We start from the raw sequence: 18,187 nt of genomic DNA on the forward strand, positions 1-18,187 counted from the left end.
CGATGTTATAGATTCGGCCTTTTAATGTCTGAACCGTTCGTGCTGAGCCCTTCGACTAAGCTCAGGAGAGCCTTGTCGAAGCACACGCCGCCTTTCGACAGGCTTGGCGAACGGAAACTTAATACTTCACAAGGCCGAATCAATAATACAGAACCATACCGATGGTTGTTGAGTTTTTATGTACGATAACGTACAGACAACTCCTGAGCATATCGCTAATCTCTAACCAAGTTTTCAGCGCGCTGCGCTTGATCTTATAAAGTGTTTTTTCTTCCCAATTTTAAAGATAAGAAAGTTAACACTATGTCCTTGACGCATTTTTAACGCACACGACACAAAGGAAAATTCCATGAAAACAACAAACGAATACAATCAAAAATTTATAGCCAGTAGAGTTCTTGTGATGACCTGTTTATCGGCTGTTCTTGGCCTGGCGGGTTGCCAAGATGGTTCATCAGAACAGGCCGGGCAAAGGATGAGTAATGCCGCCAAAAATGCCGATAAATCGATTGAAAAAACGGACAAAGTTGCCAAACGACAACTTGAAGGCATGAAGGATTCGTTAGATAAGAATGCCGAACAGGCGAAGGAGAGTATTAATAAATCAACTGAAGCCTCTAAGGAAGTATTGGATAAATCTGAAGATAGGGTTGATGAAAATTCCGAGCAAGCAAAGGACAAAGTTGCGCAAATCAAAGAAAATGTAGAAAAAAAACTTGATGATATTAAAGACTCGACAACTGAGAAATCTGAAACAACGGGTGAATATATTGATGATACAGTCATTACCGCAAAGGTTAAGGCAGCGATTTTGGGGAGTTCCTGGTTGAGCGCATCCCATATCGAAGTGACCACAGACAAAGGAATCGTGAAATTGAGTGGCACGGTCGATTCCGAACAAAATATCGCTAAAGCGATAGAAGTCGCCAGTGGTCAGGCGAATGTAAAAGCAGTGCAAAGTGACCTGATGGTAAGCGTTAACGCATCGAGCAAAAAATAAGGGCTTATTACGGTTTCCGGCCGTTATGGGCATAATGTGGCGGCCAATTATTGATGCTGACCCTCAACAGGTTTGATGAATAAACTGGAACACGGACGTTTCAGCCAAGGCTGGCGCTGAGTTCGATAATTTACAAGCTTAAGCCGGAAGCTGTAGATTCCCTGTTGAAAATTGTCCGACACATCAACTGTCAAAAACCTGAAGCCTAGCTTCTGTTGGAGGGTCTTATGTACTATACCGCACAGACAATATCATGCCTTGTCGCTAAGCTAAAAGGGGTAATTTATCACTTAAGGAGGATTCCATGAATATCGCAATCGAACCCCTACTGGCGCTTGTGGTGGGGATATTAATTTTACTGGTGCCCAGGTTTTTAAATTATTTTGTGGCGGTATATTTGATCGTCGTGGGTGTCCTAGGGCTAATGGGCCATAGCATCAAGTGAGAGTCCCTTCCTAAAGGGAGGACGCATCACATTGTAATAATTTCCAGTTTAATAATTTTTCTTTATCAGGGATACTATTATGTCACTAAGCACAATCTTACTCATCGTTATCATCCTGATGCTTATTGGTGTCATTCCAGCTTGGCCGCATAGCCGGGGATGGGGTTATAGGCCCAGCGGTGGGATCGGGTTAATCCTGATCATCTTAATAATCTTGATCTTGATGGGCAGAATCTAGCTTCTAAGCTAAACAACTTTTTTGTACCTTTGATTTTGATGCTGTGCAAAATAGGTAACGTCTAGTTTACAAAGTAATAAATCGATAACTGTTTAGAAGTCCGAAACTAACCGTTATGACAATCACGATTGAAAATCGTCAGTGTGTCTAGCGGCAACTCCTTTATAGGGTTGGACAGAGGGTTTCGATTAAGCAGCAATCGTATTGCTTTGCGGGATGACGGGCAACCGCATCAAGTACGGGCAGTTCTGGGTGAATGAATACTTGATGATTGATTTTAGGTTAACTAAGTTGCTATTAATTTTTCAACATAAGTCTTGTTAATGATGACAGAATTGCCTGTTACCACGATTGCCCACGCCATTCAACTTGCGGTAGCGCCAGTGTTTTTGTTGACTGGGGTTGCCAGCATTTTATCGGTCTTGACCAACCGTCTAGGCCGCATTATCGATCGGACCAGGCTCTTGTATGGCAGATCCGTGGCAGCCGTTGAAACAGACCAAACAATAAGTGTTGAGCTGAAATCCTTGAAACAGCGCGCCCGGCTTATTCATTTGGCGATTGGCCTATGCACTATTTGTTTGCTTTTGATATGCTCGGTCATTGCGGTGTTGTTCTTAGGTTCATTTGTCGATGTCGACATAGCGGCAGTAATCGCCGCACTATTTGTTGCAGCCATGTTGTGCTTAATTGTTGCGCTGCTTAATTTTATGTGTGAAATTTTTCTGGCGACCGTGCATGTCCGTGCTAGTCGTCCGTAATACAATACCTGTCACATAGGTAAGAAGGACGCCGTCAGGACTGTGTACTAGGCATCGCATTTGAATGCAAGACACAAAAATGGCAAGTGCTCTTGGAATAGTTACAGTGGGCTGCTTTGTGTCAAAGCGTTCAGGTAACAAGCTACTTATTAGCTGCTGGTGACTCCTTGTCGGGTCGCCATCGCTTCAGTCACTTCCTTCCCGATACCACGATAGCCCATAAAGCGGCCAGAAGGCGAAAAAATCGGTTCTCCGCTCACCATTAAATATTGCTGCGAGCCATCGGGTTTAGTTCGGCTGTAGACAAAATCCAGGAATGGTTGTCTAGTTGTTAGGTACTCCTCAAGTATGTCCCGCTCGCACTCGTTCCATGTCCCGCCCTGATAATCCCTTGTTATGGTCAGGTCGTCATTAACACGAATACCAAGCATGTCATACACTGGGCCGAAAATCTTGGTGAAATGCCCGTTCTTATCTTGCTCCCAATGCCAGTCGGAAGACAGCTCAGTTAAGCGGCGGAACCGTGCTTCGCTTTCACGCAGTTCGGCGGTCCGTTCCAGTACCTTCTGCTCCAAAACCTTATTTTGGATCTCAAGCTCCCTGTACAACAGGCGCACTTCCAGCATGTTATGGATGCGCGTCTGTATTTCGACCAAATCAAAGGGTTTGGCTATGAAATCTTTCGCGCCTGCGATGAGTGCACGGAGCTTGTGGCCGGGTTGTGCAGTAATTGCAAGTACCGGAAGGTAGCCGCCCGTTTCGATTTGCTTAAGTCCTTCCATCACCTGGAAGCCATCCAGTCCAGGCATTTGCAGGTCTAGCAACATCAAATCATAGCGGTTTTTGCGATGCAACTCGCAGGCCATATAAGGGTCAGTTGTCGATGCAATACAAGCATAGCCGACATCATGCAGCATTTCTTCCAGCAGTAATACGTTGGACTGTTGGTCGTCAACGATCAGGATACTGGCGTTCAGAATGTCTTGTTCATTAATCATAGGTGTTGTCCGGTTTCATTGGTTTTAATTAATTCCAATTCAGAAGATTTCAGTGCCTCGTTTAAGGCATCCGTAAATTCATCGATTTTGATGGGTTTGGTAAGATAGCGGTAGAAACCCGCCTTCAACCCTTTTTCTATATCATGGGGCATGGCGTTGGCACTGAGGGCAATGACGGGAATGTGCGTTGTTGCCGGATCATGGAGCAGTATTTTTAAAGCGTCCATTCCGCTGATGCCGGGTAGGTTGATGTCCATCAAGATCACATTCGGGAATTGGGTACGCGCAAGCGCAATACCGCGCTTACCATCGCCCGCACTCAGCATACACATATCATGGCGGTCCTCAATTATTTGCTCGACCAGCAGCAGGTTGGCCGGATTGTCTTCCACATAGAGCAGGGTATACAGTGCCGCGTTTTCCTGTGCGTGCTGTGTACGTTTCGTGGGCATTGTATCTTGAACGTCAAGTTGCGGTGCAGCACTGCGGATCAGTTCGATCCAGAATTCGCTGCCCATCCCGACAGTGCTATCCACGCCAATCTTGCCTTTCATTAGCTCGACGAGTTGCTTGGTGACAACTAGGCCGATGCCTGTGCCTTCCACGGTGCCGGTCTCTTGCCCGAGCCGATTGAACGGCTGGAAGAGTTGTGCTAACTGATCCGATGACAATCCCGAACCGCTGTCTTTGATGCTGATGCGTAGGTGTGCTAGGGCATTGGCGGAGCAATTAACTGTTATCGTGCCATCCTCTCGGTTGTATTTGATCGCATTGGAAAGTAGGTTGATCAATACTTGCTTTAAGCGGGTTCGATCAGCATAGACAAACCATGTATCGTCAAGCGGGAGAAAGCTCAGCATAATGCCATGCAGTTGTGCCTGCGGTTCCATCATGTCTCGACATTCGCTTAGGACATCGATTAGCGACACCGATTCCTGGGACAGTGATACTTTGCCGGATTCGATCAACGCAAGATCGAGGATTTCGTTAATCAGCTCCAGCAAATACCAGCCTGCTTTGATAATCTGGTCTATCCTTAGTTTCTGGGTGGATGATGGCGCCGGTTTACTTGCCTCCAGTAATTGGGCAAAGCCAAGGATGGCATTGAGCGGGGTACGCAACTCATGGCTCATGCTGGACAGGAAATCCGATTTGGCGAGATTGGCTTTTTCCGCCACAGACTTTGTGCTCTCCAATTCGCTGTTCTTATCCTGCAGTGCCTCAAAGAGCGACACACGTTCTGCTTCTATCCGCTTACGTTCGGTATTATCTGTGCCAATCAAAAGGTAGCCGATAATTTCATTTTGGACATCGCGTAGTGCCGTGACCGACACGACCGCCGGTAAATGACTGCCATCCTTACGGATGTAGGTCAGTTCATAAATATCTTCGATGCCACGTGAGGCCTTGAACACCAATGCCTCAAAGCCCGGTGTAATAGGGGTTTCAAGTTCGGTACTTAGTGCTTTTGCACGTGCGATCACTTCCTGTGGGTCGGAAATGTCAGCTGGCGTGACCTTATTTATCACGTCGGAGGCCGTATAGCCAAGCATACGCTCGGCACCCACATTGAAAATTTGGATGACACCCTTTGCGTCAGTGGCGATACTCGAAAAGTTGGCGCTATTGAAAATCGCGTCCTGCAAGGTACTCGCTTTAAGCAGCATTTCTTCGGCTTGTTTGCGTATGGTGATATCACGCAAAATGCCGATGAAGTAACGCTGGCTATCCAGCCACATCTCGCTGACTGCTATCTCCAGCGGAAAAACACTGCCGTCGTAGCGTTGACCCACAACCTCACGTCCGAGACCGACGGCGAGTGCCTGGTCGCTTGCGCTATAAAATTCGAGGGATCCTTTGCGTTGCTCCGGATCAAGCTCGGGTATCAGTAAACTAAAGGGCTGTCCGATGAGGGCTTCGGCAGAATAGCCAAACATTTTTTCAGCGGCGGGATTGACAGTCTCGACCTTACCGTTGTGGGCATGGAAGGTGATGATGGCATCCCCCACGGTATTAAGAATAGTTTGAATCCGCGTGGCATTGTCACGCAAGACCTGCTTGGCGGCATAATCCTTGGAGACATCGCGGAACACCAACACAGCACCAACCACATTGCCGAGGTAGTTGCGAATCGGGGCGCAACTGTCTGCGATAATACATTCACTACCACCGCGTGCAATCAATACGGTATGGTTGGTCATGCTCTGTATCTCGCCAGTCGCCAAGGCTTGCTGTATCGGGATAGCAATCGCTAGCCGGGTTTCCTGGTCAATAATGTGGAGTATGTCTTCCACAGGCTGGCCGATAGCTTCCGCCTGCGTCCAACCGGTAAGCCGTTCGGAAAGGGGATTCAGTAACGTCACCCGCCCTTGGGTATCGCTGGCTATGACGGCGTCGCCAATGGAGTTGAGCGTAACGAGCAGCCTTTCCTGGCTTTCCGCCAAAGCGATATTGACCTGCTGCAATTGCTTATTCGTCTCCTCTTGTATCTCAAGCAAATGCTGAGTTTCGAGATGCACCAAATTCTTGAGCCGCTGCTGTGTTTGTTGATAGATCAAATAAGCAAACCAAAGCGCAAACAGCAGCGTAAACACGGTTGCGGCAACGATGATGGTAAATAGACGGAACATGTTCGATTGGAACTTTGCTTCGTCCTGTGCCAACATGCCTTCTTTTAGTTTGATAAAGCCATTCATTTCGGCACGGATTGAATCCATCAATCGCATGCCTTCTTTGCTGTTTACAATCTCCAGGCCGGCATTCATGTGATTGTTACGGCGCAACGCAATGACCTTTGCTAATTGCTCTATCTTGGCATCTACCAGTGGCATGAGTGCGTCCAGGTGGTTTTGGGCAGTGCTGCTTAAGGCGGGTTGACGCAATTGTTTCAGATGTCCATTGACGTTATCGCGCACCGCCAAATACGGTTTCAAAAAGGATTCGTCGCCTGTTAGTGCATAGCTACGCTGCCCAGTCTCGGCATCTTTTAATTCGGACAGCAAAACATTGGCACGATTTATGGCTGTGAAGGTATGCTTTCGCGCCTCGGCGGCTGTCTCTATTTCCCTGAAAGCCCAGAACGATGCCGTTACTACGACTGCTGCTAATATTAAAAATAAGCTTACGACGACAAACGGTGGAAAATATCTATTGCGGTAAGGTTTCAAGGTAGGTTTCCCTCGTCATCTACCAGAATCGAAGTGAATAAGGGTAGTAGTGAAATTAAATTAGGCATAATTTACCGGAGTGTGGGAATTATCATAAAATTGTCATTGATTTGGAGACCAATCATTCTCGGGTATTAATAAGGTTTATTGGGACCTAGATTTCCCGCCGTGGAATTAACTGGAAAACTTGTAACCACTCCTTTTTCGCATAGCAAACGATTAGATTCTCTCTTGACGACGTCGTAGCATTCGCACGCACTGGATTTCAATCCTGAACGGTTAAGTACCGTGATGTGACCACGTCGATAATTGATCAGGCCAGCACGTTGTAAATTCCCGGCGGCTTCCGTAATGCCTTCGCGGCGGACACCCAGCATAATGGCAATCAATTCCTGCGTAATGGTCAATTCGTTCGAGGGCAATCTATCAAGAGTTAACAATAACCAGCGACACAGTTGCTGCTCTATCGAATGATAGCGATTGCAGGCCGCCGTTTGGCAAATCTGTGTCATTAAAACTTGGGTGTAACGTAACATCAAACGCATCATCGATCCTGCTTGGTTAAATTCCTCTATCATTAGACGCTCTTTCAGGCGGTAGCCCCAACCCGTAGCCTGTACTGTCGCTAAACTGGGTGTGGTTTTGCCTCCCATGAACAGTGAAATTCCGACTACGCCTTCATTACCCACGCCTGCTATTTCTGCTGATGAGCCATTTTCCATGACGTAGTGCAGGGACACGATGGCGGTCGTCGGAAAATAGACGTGATGCAATTGGTCGCCGGATTCGCACAAGACTTTTCCAAGCGGCATGGAGACCAGTTCCAGATGGGGCGACAGACGCCCGAATATTTCCGCAGGCAAGGCAGCGAGAAGATGGTTTTGATTTGGGTTATGTTGATCGGGGATATGCCGTGTATTCAAAATTGCGACCATTTTCTTATCCCTAAAGTATGTATCTAAGAGGTTGGAAATGAGTAATCAGCGAGAAATGATTATGGGAGGATAAAAAACTACGCTGCCTGTTCCCTTTTAACACAATACACCAAGGGTAACTCTGATTAAATCCTTCGACAGGCTCAGGACGAACGGTAAGACTTTGATTCCGTTCGTGGTGAGCTTGTCGAACCATGAGCGGAATCACAAGTTCAGAGTTTCCCAAGGTAATTACGTAATATCATTGGTCAGATGAAAATAGGGCAGAAATAAAAGATCGCAACGTGAATGGACAACTCAGCAAATGCAGATAGCCTCAAGGTAGCGTCGGCTTAATGGGTGCCGATAATGGCTTAACAAAGCAATACCAACAAGATCAGGCCAGGGATAATCCCAAGGATCAATCCGATCACGATGGCAATAGTCTCACCTGTCGAGTAATTGCAACTCCCGCCACCGGCACTTACATGGGCAACATTGTCATTATCAAGCCCCGCGAGCATCATGCCGGAGAATTCATCGGCAACTTCTGCTTGGGAGGATGCCACTAGTATACGTGACCGGGCATCACTGAGACGGGTTTTCGCCGAACGGAGGTCATCGCTGAATGGCATTATTATTCGTGCATTGTTCAGGGCTTCAATGGCTTCATCAGTGGGTACAAGGGCTATCTTACGGGCATCATTCAGTGATTTAGCCGCGGCAATTTCTTTCTTTAATTGATTGAGTTCTTGATACTGACCAAAGCCAGTTGGACAGGACGATTTAATCAATTCCAACGAACCTGTTGAAGGCCAAATATTGGCATTGGCGATTTGCAATGTCGACGCAAGTCCCAAAATAACCAATATTTTAAAGACGATTTTGATTTTTTTGGTAAACATGGTTCCCCCTAAATGGATAACGATTGCCCCATCGATAAAGAATGGGAAAAAAGCTTGAAATGAATAGCTTTCTACTTAGGGTTATCAAATTATCAGAATCACTGGGTAATCACTGTTCGGTAACGCACATAGGCGGACATTTCTAGACTATTTTCACGGCCTTTCTTTCAGCAATAAAAAGGCTTTCATCCAGAATTTGTTGTCGTTAACATTGTCATAACTTATGTACGCTTCCGAACAGAAAAATTCCTGATTTTTCTTTACTATTTAGAAAAATCAAAATTCATTGTCCCGTAAATCAAGGCGTTTTTCTGGGTACTTTAATCGACGAAAAAATAACCCAATATAGGCAATAAACCTACTTGATGGACCTGTAATTTAATGACAACATTGAACCAATTTTTAGTTCCTCTCTTGCTGCTAGGTATGTATGCCGCCAACGCCTACGGCGATGAACATTCAACTAAGCCTTGTTTGCCTTATTCTACAAAATTGAGCGATTTGAAGTTACAGCAACCACCCAGGCATGTGCTGCTTGTGCCCTTACTGAGTGGAGACCAGGACATCGATGAGAACCCGAGGTGGCCTGAGCAACCCGCACGGGCCTTGGGAGCTTTTTATCGTAATCGGTTCGGCATGCACGTCAAGCAATTACGTGATGTTTGGAGTTGGTCAGATTATTTCCAACAAGTCGAGCAGTTGGTGCAGCAGGGGGCTTCTTTTGATCGGATTGTTTTTATCAGCCACGGTGGTTATGACGGCCCCATACTCAAAAACGCCATGTATGTGCAAGAACATAAGATAACAGGTAGCACAGGCGAATTGCTCTTTCTTTCCGAGGCGCAGCCGGGGCTAAAAAATGAGTTGACCATTACCTACGATACCGAAAAGAATCGCCTGTTTAATGATTATATGGCGGCGCATTGGAAGGATTTGGCATCAATGGAGTTCGATGCCATCTGGCAACAGCTTACGGGACTTGAAAAACAAATCCAACCACTGGACAATCTTTGTTATCAACGTAATTGCTCGGCAGAAAGACTTGCTTTACGGCCAACCGAGCAGCGAGACTATCAACGACATCTTTGTGAACTCATTTGTAGAAAATCACTGTTTAAAATTAAGAAATCAGTTGAAGTCTCTACAGAACGGTTCTTTCATTTCATAACATCCCTGAATTCGCTATTAATAGCGGACGGCCTGATTTTTTTCGGCGCGTGCAATCCTGGCAGTGTTGCCCCGGTAAAAGGCGTGCAGAAAGATGAAACTGAGTTATTGATCAATTCGACCTTAGCGGGCGGCCCCCATATGAGTTACGTACACCTGGTAAGCGACGCAAGCGGCCACATCGTATCGGGGCCCGTTGGTGAAAGTAGTGGTGAGGACGTGGTCAAAAGGATTATTCAGTTTGAATCTAATCGGCCTCAGCATCATCTTTGTATCGTGCTACCTACCATTAAATAACCCCAACAGGTTGTTGCTTGACAACTAAACAGGCATAAAAAAGGCGGGGAAACCCCGCCATGAGCTAAGCTAAGCGTAATCAATAGACAATTTATTGCGCGGCTTTCAAATGAGTAACGGCTTCTTCGGCAGATTTCTTGGCTAAGTCGGCATGTTTCATCTTGCCATGATCGATAGCATCATTCAGGCTGGCAATGCCTGCATCCAGGTGCTCATCGGCGGTTTTGGCATGGGTCTTAGCGACTTCCGCATGTTCGGCGATCGTCTTGCCATCGTCAGCTTTAACAGCAGCTTCCGCATGTTTGAGGGCTTCCGCCATGTGGCTTTCCCCAGCATAAGCACCGAATGAGACCAAGGTCAAGAGGATACCTGCTGATAAACTGGATAGCTTCATATTATAGTTTTTCATAGTTATTTCCTGTAATAGTGTGTGATTATTGGCTCAGCCATACGAAGTTTTAAACTCCGTTCGCCTTGAGCCTGTCGAAAGGCTTGTGGGTTTCGATTCGCCCAGAAAGAACGGTTCAGTCCTTAAAAGGACGTATCATTGTTGATGTTACTGGTCTTTCTTAATATCTTCCTTGATGTCACCAATGCCTTTTTGCATCTTGCCGACATTCTTTTGGATCTTTCCTTCAGTCTCCATTCCCTTGTCGTCCAGTATCTTGCCGGTGACTTCCTTAACTTTACCTTTGGTTTCTTCGACCCTGCCATTGACTTGGTCTTTATTCATATAAGGCTCGTCCTGTTTTTCTTCGGCATAAGCGCACAACGAGCAGAAGGCCAGGACAATAGCCGCCAATAAACCGCTACGTTTTATAGGATTGACTTTCATGTTTGTTTCCTGTGAAAAATTTGTTAATACCGATCAGCAGGCAAGCCTTGAAAGGCTTGCCCGTAATATGGCAGTGATTGAGAGTTGCCTACTTAAGGGCTTCCTTGAGATCACCTAAGCCTTTTTGTACCTTGCCGACGTTTTTTTCGACATTACCTTCTGATTCCATATCTTTGTCATCCAATACTACGCCTGCTGCTTCCTTGACTTTACCTTTTACTTCTTCGATTTTGCCTTTCACTTGATCTTTGTTCATGAGTGTCTCCTGATAATGTGTTAGCCATGATAGCCATGGCCAAGGCGTGGAATGATGTTATCCATCGCTAGTCAGGACGATACACTCAAAACTCAGTTTTGTCGGTGCGGTAACGAACAGTTAAGGAATAAGCTTACATGAATCTTTAAACCGAAATGCTTAAATCGATTTGAGATTTGTCAATTGTTTTGGATAAAGTACGCCAAAAAAATGCGGATTAAACTAATAATCCGCTTTAGAGGGAGGCTAACAATCCGAATGGCGATGAATCCCTACTTAACAAAGCCGTTGTTTTGATGAAACTTTATATACACTTTATCCCAAAATATAACCTTAGTCTGTACGGTATCATACATAAAGCCGCTGTCGGCGATAACTGAATTCCTGCTACCAATACATTGATTTCGAATATTTCTAAATGACAGAGTGATTGGATATCTCGTCCACCCGAATGACTGTATTCAACTCGGTTGCGGCAATCTGGTCTTACTATCCTTGCCTTCAGCCCGAAACCATACCGCCTTGATCGCTTCCAATAACAGTAAGCTTAAGAAACCGGCGACGGCACATACGGCAAGGTCATCCCCGTGCAATCGGCCAAAATGGAACAACGATTGCGCCGGTTGCCAATAAACGGCCATTGCAAGGAGTGCCATTACGCTGCCAAACAGAACCCCAAGCGAACGATTAGGTCGCCAAAACGCCCGACCCAGCGAGGCTTTAAACGAACGGTTGACCATAATTAGACCCATATTCATCAGGACTAGAGATGTGAAGATCAGCGCACGTAAATCAGGTGCTGGTAGTCCCATTCGCGCCGCAACTATGAAAACAACCGCTAATATCGCGAAAACCAAAAATCCTTGCAGGGCTGCCCAAATAATTCGCTTTGGCAAAATCAACGGACTTTCGGGATCACGCGGGGGGCGTTGCATCACATCCTCTTCTTCCTGTTCGGCTTCAAATACCACCGAACACGCGGGATCAATAACCATTTCGAGAAATGCGATATGGATCGGTGTGAGTATTAGCGGTAGCCCCAGCAACAAGGGCATTAGCGTGAGTCCGGCTATGGGGATATGGACTGCGATAATGTACTCAATCGCCTTACGCAGGTTGTCGTAGATACGTCGGCCTAAACGGATTGTTTTCACGATTGAGCTAAAATCATCGTCCAGTAGGACGATTGCGGAGGCTTCACGCGCGACATCGGTGCCACGTCCACCCATCGCAATACCAATGTGGGCCGCCTTGATTGCCGGCGCATCGTTTACGCCATCGCCAGTCATGGCGACGATCTCGCCGTTTGCCTTCAGGCTCTGGACAATGCGAAGTTTTTGGTTAGGCTGGATACGTGCGAATATCGATGTCGATTTCACCCGGAGAGCCAGATCATCATCGGATAGGGTTTCGATGTCGTCGCCAGTGAGTACATTCGTCGCGTCCAGACCAGCCTGTAGCCCAATGGCATGGGCGGTTGCGGGATAATCTCCGGTTATCATCACAACCCTTATCCCTGCCGAACGACATTCGGCAACGGCGGCAGGCACATTGACACGTATCGGGTCGGTAAACCCGATGAGTCCAGCAAACTCAAATTTCAGTCCACGGGGCGTTTCAGGCAGGTTTTGTTCCTGTGCGGCATTCGGCACGCTTGCCTTGGCGATACCTAACACGCGAACCCCATCAAGTCCCAAGGCATCTACCTGTTTACGAATACTGTCCAACCGCTCTGTTGACAGTTGACACAGCTCCGCTATGGCTTCGACAGCGCCCTTGGCATAAGCCGTGCCGCTACTATCAGCTTCGCTGGACATTATGTTCGCTACTGCAAACAAATCCGGCCTGAGTCCATAGGCGTGAACAAGGGTGTGATGTGCGAAACTCTCTTTGCTTGGACCGATCTGCTTTTCCGCAAGCGCATGCACGGCTATATCCATCGGGTCTGTTGGTTCACGAGGACATGCGAACAAAGCAACCTCTAACGTTTCTTTTGTCTTATCCGCTAGCACAGTCTTTCCATCTTGATCCCAACGGGTATTTTCGTTAACTATGGAAACAACCGTCATGCGATTTTCGGTAAGTGTTCCTGTCTTGTCGGTGCATAACACCGTGGTAGCGCCTAGCGTCTCTATCGCGGAGGCGCGACGAGTGAGCACCCGGGCTTGCGAAATGCGCCATGCACCCATTGCCATGAATACTGCTAAGACCAAAGGGAATTCTTCTGGGAGCAAAGACATTCCAAGTGCGATTCCGCTCAGCATGGCCTCAAGCCATGAGCCACGCAAAAGTCCAAACAGCAATACCGCTGCCACACCGACGACAGCACCGATAATGGCGAAGGTACGTACAAACGATTGTATTTGCAGTTGCAAACCAGGTTGTTCTGTTTCGATGCTGCCGAGAGATCGACCGATTTTACCCATTTCACTGCGAATGCCGGTTGAGTGTACCAGCGCCTGTCCAGTGCCGCGTACAACCAGGGTTCCGGCAAAGATATAAGGTAAGTCTTCACCGCCCGGCTTCGGCACGGCACTTTGATCTTGAGTCTTTACGGCAGTCTCTTGGGCTACTTTACGTACAGGCACAGCTTCACCAGTGAGCAGCGATTCGTCGAGTAATAAATCTTGCGCCGATAACAGAGTTGCATCCGCCGCTACCCGATCGCCTTCGGAAATTATGATAAGATCATCACGCACTACTTCTCTACCGGCGACGAGAGTTCTCTTACCATTGCGGATCACCAATGCCCGTGGGCTGGCAAGGTTACGCAACGCTTCCAATACATGCTCACTTCGAGACTCCTGGACAATAGTGATAATAACCGAGAAGCAAGCAAACAAAAGCAACATGACGGCTTCCGTTCGGTCGCCCAAGAGTAGATAAACGACTCCTCCACCGATTAAGAGCGCAAACATAGGTTGGCGCAATATTTCGAATACGATTCGCAGAAATCCGCGTTTATCAGTCGTTGGCAACTCGTTGTAGCCGTCCTGTTTCAGACGGTCTGCCGCCATTGTCGCACTTAGGCCTGGAAAGTTTTCGTTCCCTTTCATCGGCTGTTGCCTATCAATAGCTTCAACAGCCTTGGCATCAACGATAGCTATTTTGTTATCTACGTCAGGTTGTGCATTTGCAAGGTTAGGGCTTAAATTCGGCTCGGTCGGTAACATCCGCCGCAAGATGTTATCCCGTAAAACATAGTGGTGAAACAGCGCAGCAGCGGCATGTAAACCGATAAGGAAATAACCCACCGTGCCAACAGCCCCGTGTATCTCCTTAATCAATTCTGCGACATTTTTATTTTCGTTGATTAGTGCCGGGAGTTGTAGGCCGAAGAATGGAATAAGCTTTCCTTCGGCACTGAGAATCAACCACCCGGCGAGTGGCATTACAATCATCAGGGCATACAGCGCCAATTTTATTATCCTGGAAGATAGCTTTTGCCACTTTGGCAGTTCTGGCTTAATTCGTGGGAAAGGGCTGGTCAGGTATGTCAGCAAGCGCAGCCAGACTAAAACGAAAACAAACAGCCCCAGCATGAAATGCCAAGTCTTTAATGCTTCCCGAAGATCGCTGCCTTTGGGGAAAAAACCGCGTAGTTCAATGCACGCGTACACTGCTACAAGCAGTAGCAGCATTAACCAGTGGAGTCCAATTGACAGCGATCCGTAACGCTCGGTGCTATTACGCCATTGCATTAGATTTATCCATAAAACTTATTTACTATCCGATCCAAGTAAATACATTTTGTCTAGCCATTCTTTTCCTTTTTTATCGTTAAGGGTATCAACCATGCCAATGAGTGTTTCCTTAATCGGCCCGATCCCACAAAAACTTAGGATATTTCGCTCCAGGCTTTTCAGGCTATGAGCAAGGTAATACCAGCGATAAATAAAAGCTGGCATTGCCATCGAGACCACAACCCGTGCGCTTCTGCCAGTTAATAGTTTTTCCCACAGACCACCATTTGCAGGCTTGTTGGCCGCAAATCCTGGCCTAAATACTTGCTCCAGAAACGCTTTGAAATAGGCAGGCAGGGTGCCAAGCCACAAAGGATAAAATATCACCAGATGTTCTGCCTCTCGAATGATTTGCTGGGCATTTCGAATAGATTCGACTGGCTCGCCATGATCGTAGTCTTCCTGAGAACGCAATAGGGGGAAATCCATTTGGGCAACCTCGATTATTGTTACCTTATGCCCTGCCGATTCGGCACCTTCGGCATAGGCTTTTGCTAAGGCATGACAGAAATGATTGCCTTTGGGATCAGGATGGCCTTGGATGATTGCGATTTGCTTGGACATTATTGCCTCTTAGTCACGCTATAAATGTTTTTCGATTTGGTATGGGGTAGCCCAAAGAACTAACAATACTCAAGGGCTGTCCCCATCCAGGCCGGGACGGTCATCGAGGATGATTTGGCACGCTTACCTTGGCGTGATGTTGCCGTTGGCATCGGAGAGGATGATTTCCACGCGCCGGTTCAATTGACGGCTTTCGGCATTGTTGTTGCTGGCAACCGGAAATTCCTCACCATAACCGTGGGTAGCGACGCGGTCGTTGCTGATCCCCATGTCCGTCAAAGCCGACCGTACGGAATAGGCTCGGCGGTCCGAGAGGTCTTGATTGTAGCTGTTGCTGCCGACGCTGTCCGTGTGGCCTTCAACCGATACCTTGTTTTGTGGGTATTTCGTAAGAAAATCGCCCAGCTTTTGTATGTTGCGCGTGCCGTCTGGTTTTAGCTGTGCCTTGCCCGTGCTGAACAATACGTCGCCTAACGTAATCACCATGCCGCGTTCGGTTTTTTGCGCGTTTAAGGCCAAAAGCTCCGCAATCAACCCTTGGTCATCTGCCACTTGGGCTTTAGCTGCATCGGCCTCAGCCGTACGCGCTTCCAGGCGGACTTCATTGCGTTTGGCACCTGCGTTGGTCACGGCCAATTCAGCTGTTTTCCGTTTGGCGGTTTCCTGTGCAATCCCTACTTTCTGCTGGGCTAAATAGGCCAGGTGATCGACAGTTTCAACGCTTTCACTATTGTTTAAGGCAGAGTCCGCCTTGTTCAGGGTGTCGCTGGCATCTTTCAGTTCTACCGCTGCCAGGTTAGCGACATCGAAGTTGGTTCTTGCGCTGTTGTAACGGCTATGCGCTTCTGCGAGGGACGGATTTTGTGTTATGGAGGTACAGCCAGAAACAATCGAGAGTGCGATCAAGGCCGTGGGAATGTAGTGATATTTTTGCATGATGAATTCCTAATTGATGATTATTGGGCGTTACGGTCGATTTCCTGGCGAAGTACACGGTTATCTTCTTGTAAAGCCCTCGCCGCGTTCTGTGCCTTGACCGAACGCGCCGTTGTCGCGGCCAGTTGGGCATCGACCTGTGCTTCTTCCGCCAGTTGCCGAGCTTGCAGGTAATTTTCCGCTGCCATTGCCCGTTCGGCGCCATCCATCTTCTCCATCGCAGACTTAAGTGGTAGCGGTGCAAACTCATTGCCCCCAGCACTGGTTGCATTGCTGACCGCAACCTTGGAAACCGCCATTTGTTCTGTAGGTGCCGGAATGCCAGCGCAACTTGCCATAAAGACTGTGGTAACTGCGGTGAGAGCAATTCTCTGCATTATCTGATTTGTCTTAGGGTTGTAAATATCTTTCATTTTTTTCTCCATTAAGTAAACGCCGAATAGAATCGTCGTCATGAATTTAAATTCAAATACAACGATTTTTAATTTTCTAACAACAGCTTGGCTTGGTGGGCATAACCTCATTGCAACTTCTACAATCCACATAAACCAGCCATTGGAGCGCGGGTTTCCCGTCCTTAAAACCATCGGTAGTAATTAAACGCTTTTTCGCAAACAGACACCGTGCGATAGCGTACATAAAGCTAAGGAATCGAACAGTTCCCGAACAGGGAATGCTTTCAAATTTTCAAAGGGAAATGGCAGCTATCGAATACTGCATATGTGCGTCACCAGACAGACGACAAAGGGTTTTCTGATTAAACTCAAACCGTAAAAACTGAGATGGGTGCAATGTCTATCCTGTAGGACAGGGCGATAGTTGAAAGGTGTACTTTTGCAGATATTAAACCGAACTTGAACAGGCACGAAACAAGGAAACATAATTTAAACGAAAAGGAAAATACATGAAAACAATACAAAAATTTGCACTCAATACAGTGATTGCAGCAATGCTCCTTGGTTTGGCTGGTTGTGCCGGTATGTCGGCGCAAGGCCAGAATACCGCCGTCGGTGCAGGTATCGGTGCCCTAGGGGGTGCCGTGCTTACGGGAGGTAGCGGGATTGGAACCGTCGGCGGCGCTGCCGTCGGCGGGCTCATCGGCCACGAAGCCAGTAAGCCCAACCGAAGATGACAACCCGCTTGCGATCTAATTTAGATTAAGGAACGACAAATAGTCGATGTATACGCGCAAAGGCTGTGCGTATCCAAGCTTTTTAGTGGATGGCCTATGCAAGGCAATTAGTACATGTCGAAGTGCTGCATTGCAAAGACTAGCGTAGAAAAAACAGTTTATCCGCAATGTACGCCACCGTACCGACTGTAAAAAATTTTACCAGTAGACTCATTGCCAGATTGTATTGTCACCTTTTTTGGCAAAAGGTTTGAATGAAAGCCGAGTCAATAAACGAATATTTTAGTGGAGATACGCATGAATTTAGGTAGGTATTTTTTAGGCTGGCTCGTGGGCGTGCCGATGTTTGTTTTGGTCATTATTTATCTTATTTTTAATCATTAATTGGCCAGTTGTTGGGTAATCCACTCATACATATTTAGGGAAAACAGTAATTACCGTGGCGTTATCTCCGGTTGGCATTATCAAAATCACCCAATGTTAATCATTATCCAATCCTAGTTTATTTTTAAGGAAACCATTATGAAAGCAACAGGCAACACTAACAGGGTCGATGAAACCATTGGCCGAGTTAAATCAGGTGCTCACGAGGCCGTTGATAAAGCAGCGGATGCAGCGACACAGGCGGCAGATGCAATAGGTCAAAAAGGTGAGCATATAAGAAATGCGGAACAGCAATTTGTGGAAGATTGCCGGGGTTACATCCATCAAAACCCCGTCGTTTCATTAGGGATAGCCGTAGGCGTTGGTTTCCTTTTAAGCCGGTTGATGAGCGGTCGCTAGAGTTTGTCGTTAGGCATAGTGGGTTGTCAATCGCTGCATAAGAAGG

General features: G+C 47.1%; 18 protein-coding genes. 7 read left to right on the forward strand and 11 right to left on the reverse strand.

Annotation, left to right across the window (positions count from 1 at the left end; all coding sequences use genetic code 11):
* Positions 1-349: 349 nt before the first annotated feature.
* From MGMO_RS12275 to MGMO_RS12280, 4 genes are all read left to right on the forward strand, one after another.
* On the forward strand, positions 350-1,000 hold the full coding sequence (locus tag MGMO_RS12275; RefSeq protein ID WP_023495377.1) for a BON domain-containing protein: 651 nt from the start codon (positions 350-352) through the stop codon (positions 998-1,000).
* A 304-nt stretch (positions 1,001-1,304) separates the two neighbouring features.
* Entirely contained in the window at positions 1,305-1,445 is a 141-nt protein-coding gene (locus MGMO_RS19050; RefSeq protein WP_023495378.1) for a DUF3096 domain-containing protein, read from the forward strand.
* Between the two features lie 79 nt (positions 1,446-1,524).
* Positions 1,525-1,683, forward strand: a complete 159-nt coding sequence (locus MGMO_RS19055; protein ID WP_023495379.1) for a DUF3309 family protein — start codon at positions 1,525-1,527, stop codon at positions 1,681-1,683.
* 323 nt (positions 1,684-2,006) lie between these two features.
* On the forward strand, positions 2,007-2,444 hold the full coding sequence (locus MGMO_RS12280) for a DUF2721 domain-containing protein (RefSeq protein WP_023495380.1): 438 nt from the start codon (positions 2,007-2,009) through the stop codon (positions 2,442-2,444).
* A 149-nt stretch (positions 2,445-2,593) separates the two neighbouring features.
* On the opposite strand, the gene MGMO_RS12285 is transcribed toward MGMO_RS12280, so the two are convergent.
* The 4 genes from MGMO_RS12285 to MGMO_RS12300 all read right to left on the reverse strand — a co-directional run bounded on the left by MGMO_RS12285 (position 2,594) and on the right by MGMO_RS12300 (position 8,428).
* Entirely contained in the window at positions 2,594-3,442 is an 849-nt protein-coding gene (locus tag MGMO_RS12285) for a response regulator (RefSeq protein ID WP_023495381.1), read from the reverse strand.
* Positions 3,439-6,609, reverse strand: a complete 3,171-nt coding sequence (locus MGMO_RS19060) for a PAS domain S-box protein (RefSeq protein WP_023495382.1) — start codon at positions 6,607-6,609, stop codon at positions 3,439-3,441. Before MGMO_RS19060 ends, MGMO_RS12285 begins: the two co-directional genes overlap by 4 nt.
* A 134-nt stretch (positions 6,610-6,743) precedes the next feature.
* Positions 6,744-7,544 (reverse strand): Crp/Fnr family transcriptional regulator, encoded by an 801-nt coding sequence (locus MGMO_RS12295; RefSeq protein WP_023495383.1) that lies wholly within the window; start codon positions 7,542-7,544, stop codon positions 6,744-6,746.
* A gap of 353 nt (positions 7,545-7,897) precedes the next feature.
* Positions 7,898-8,428: a hypothetical protein gene (locus MGMO_RS12300; RefSeq protein ID WP_023495384.1), complete on the reverse strand. Its 531-nt coding sequence runs from the start codon at positions 8,426-8,428 to the stop codon at positions 7,898-7,900.
* Between the two features lie 381 nt (positions 8,429-8,809).
* On the opposite strand from MGMO_RS12300, the gene MGMO_RS12305 reads away from it, so the two are divergent.
* Positions 8,810-9,892, forward strand: a complete 1,083-nt coding sequence (locus tag MGMO_RS12305) for a hypothetical protein (RefSeq protein ID WP_023495385.1) — start codon at positions 8,810-8,812, stop codon at positions 9,890-9,892.
* 91 nt (positions 9,893-9,983) lie between these two features.
* Here the strand turns inward: MGMO_RS12305 and smbP are convergent, their stop codons facing one another.
* From smbP to MGMO_RS12340, 7 genes are all read right to left on the reverse strand, one after another.
* A complete protein-coding gene (gene smbP / locus MGMO_RS12310) occupies positions 9,984-10,301 on the reverse strand; it encodes a small metal-binding protein SmbP (RefSeq protein ID WP_023495386.1) in 318 nt (105 codons plus the stop codon).
* Between the two features lie 147 nt (positions 10,302-10,448).
* Positions 10,449-10,727, reverse strand: a complete 279-nt coding sequence (locus MGMO_RS20620; protein ID WP_023495387.1) for a CsbD family protein — start codon at positions 10,725-10,727, stop codon at positions 10,449-10,451.
* A gap of 88 nt (positions 10,728-10,815) precedes the next feature.
* Complete coding sequence (locus MGMO_RS12320; RefSeq protein ID WP_023495388.1) at positions 10,816-10,983, reverse strand: CsbD family protein; 168 nt, start codon at positions 10,981-10,983, stop codon at positions 10,816-10,818.
* Positions 10,984-11,444: 461 nt separating this feature from the next.
* The gene (locus MGMO_RS12325) at positions 11,445-14,684 is read right to left on the reverse strand and encodes an HAD-IC family P-type ATPase (protein WP_023495389.1); all 3,240 of its coding nucleotides are present in this window, start codon (positions 14,682-14,684) and stop codon (positions 11,445-11,447) included.
* Between the two features lie 18 nt (positions 14,685-14,702).
* On the reverse strand, positions 14,703-15,290 hold the full coding sequence (locus MGMO_RS12330; RefSeq protein ID WP_023495390.1) for an NAD(P)H-dependent oxidoreductase: 588 nt from the start codon (positions 15,288-15,290) through the stop codon (positions 14,703-14,705).
* Positions 15,291-15,413: 123 nt separating this feature from the next.
* Positions 15,414-16,226, reverse strand: a complete 813-nt coding sequence (locus MGMO_RS12335; RefSeq protein WP_023495391.1) for an OmpA family protein — start codon at positions 16,224-16,226, stop codon at positions 15,414-15,416.
* A 20-nt stretch (positions 16,227-16,246) separates the two neighbouring features.
* On the reverse strand, positions 16,247-16,639 hold the full coding sequence (locus MGMO_RS12340; RefSeq protein ID WP_051384040.1) for a DUF4398 domain-containing protein: 393 nt from the start codon (positions 16,637-16,639) through the stop codon (positions 16,247-16,249).
* A 491-nt stretch (positions 16,640-17,130) separates the two neighbouring features.
* On the opposite strand from MGMO_RS12340, the gene MGMO_RS12345 reads away from it, so the two are divergent.
* A complete protein-coding gene (locus tag MGMO_RS12345) occupies positions 17,131-17,358 on the forward strand; it encodes a glycine zipper 2TM domain-containing protein (protein ID WP_023495393.1) in 228 nt (75 codons plus the stop codon).
* A gap of 522 nt (positions 17,359-17,880) precedes the next feature.
* Entirely contained in the window at positions 17,881-18,141 is a 261-nt protein-coding gene (locus MGMO_RS12350; RefSeq protein ID WP_023495394.1) for a DUF883 C-terminal domain-containing protein, read from the forward strand.
* The last annotated feature ends 46 nt before the right edge of the window (positions 18,142-18,187 follow it).

This window comes from Methyloglobulus morosus KoM1, from assembly GCF_000496735.2.
In the GTDB taxonomy this organism is placed as follows: domain Bacteria; phylum Pseudomonadota; class Gammaproteobacteria; order Methylococcales; family Methylomonadaceae; genus Methyloglobulus; species Methyloglobulus morosus.

Coding starts and splice junctions, on each gene's coding strand:
- MGMO_RS12330 (WP_023495390.1), bottom strand. CDS start 15,290: ATGTCCAAGCAAATCGCAATCATCCAAGGCCATCCTGATCCCAAAGGC.
- MGMO_RS12300 (WP_023495384.1), bottom strand. CDS start 8,428: ATGTTTACCAAAAAAATCAAAATCGTCTTTAAAATATTGGTTATTTTG.
- smbP (WP_023495386.1), bottom strand. CDS start 10,301: ATGAAAAACTATAATATGAAGCTATCCAGTTTATCAGCAGGTATCCTC.
- MGMO_RS12280 (WP_023495380.1), top strand. CDS start 2,007: ATGATGACAGAATTGCCTGTTACCACGATTGCCCACGCCATTCAACTT.
- MGMO_RS12285 (WP_023495381.1), bottom strand. CDS start 3,442: ATGATTAATGAACAAGACATTCTGAACGCCAGTATCCTGATCGTTGAC.
- MGMO_RS12325 (WP_023495389.1), bottom strand. CDS start 14,684: ATGCAATGGCGTAATAGCACCGAGCGTTACGGATCGCTGTCAATTGGA.
- MGMO_RS20620 (WP_023495387.1), bottom strand. CDS start 10,727: ATGAAAGTCAATCCTATAAAACGTAGCGGTTTATTGGCGGCTATTGTC.
- MGMO_RS12275 (WP_023495377.1), top strand. CDS start 350: ATGAAAACAACAAACGAATACAATCAAAAATTTATAGCCAGTAGAGTT.
- MGMO_RS19050 (WP_023495378.1), top strand. CDS start 1,305: ATGAATATCGCAATCGAACCCCTACTGGCGCTTGTGGTGGGGATATTA.
- MGMO_RS12295 (WP_023495383.1), bottom strand. CDS start 7,544: ATGGTCGCAATTTTGAATACACGGCATATCCCCGATCAACATAACCCA.
- MGMO_RS12335 (WP_023495391.1), bottom strand. CDS start 16,226: ATGCAAAAATATCACTACATTCCCACGGCCTTGATCGCACTCTCGATT.
- MGMO_RS12305 (WP_023495385.1), top strand. CDS start 8,810: ATGACAACATTGAACCAATTTTTAGTTCCTCTCTTGCTGCTAGGTATG.
- MGMO_RS12350 (WP_023495394.1), top strand. CDS start 17,881: ATGAAAGCAACAGGCAACACTAACAGGGTCGATGAAACCATTGGCCGA.
- MGMO_RS12320 (WP_023495388.1), bottom strand. CDS start 10,983: ATGAACAAAGATCAAGTGAAAGGCAAAATCGAAGAAGTAAAAGGTAAA.
- MGMO_RS12340 (WP_051384040.1), bottom strand. CDS start 16,639: ATGAAAGATATTTACAACCCTAAGACAAATCAGATAATGCAGAGAATT.
- MGMO_RS19055 (WP_023495379.1), top strand. CDS start 1,525: ATGTCACTAAGCACAATCTTACTCATCGTTATCATCCTGATGCTTATT.
- MGMO_RS12345 (WP_023495393.1), top strand. CDS start 17,131: ATGAAAACAATACAAAAATTTGCACTCAATACAGTGATTGCAGCAATG.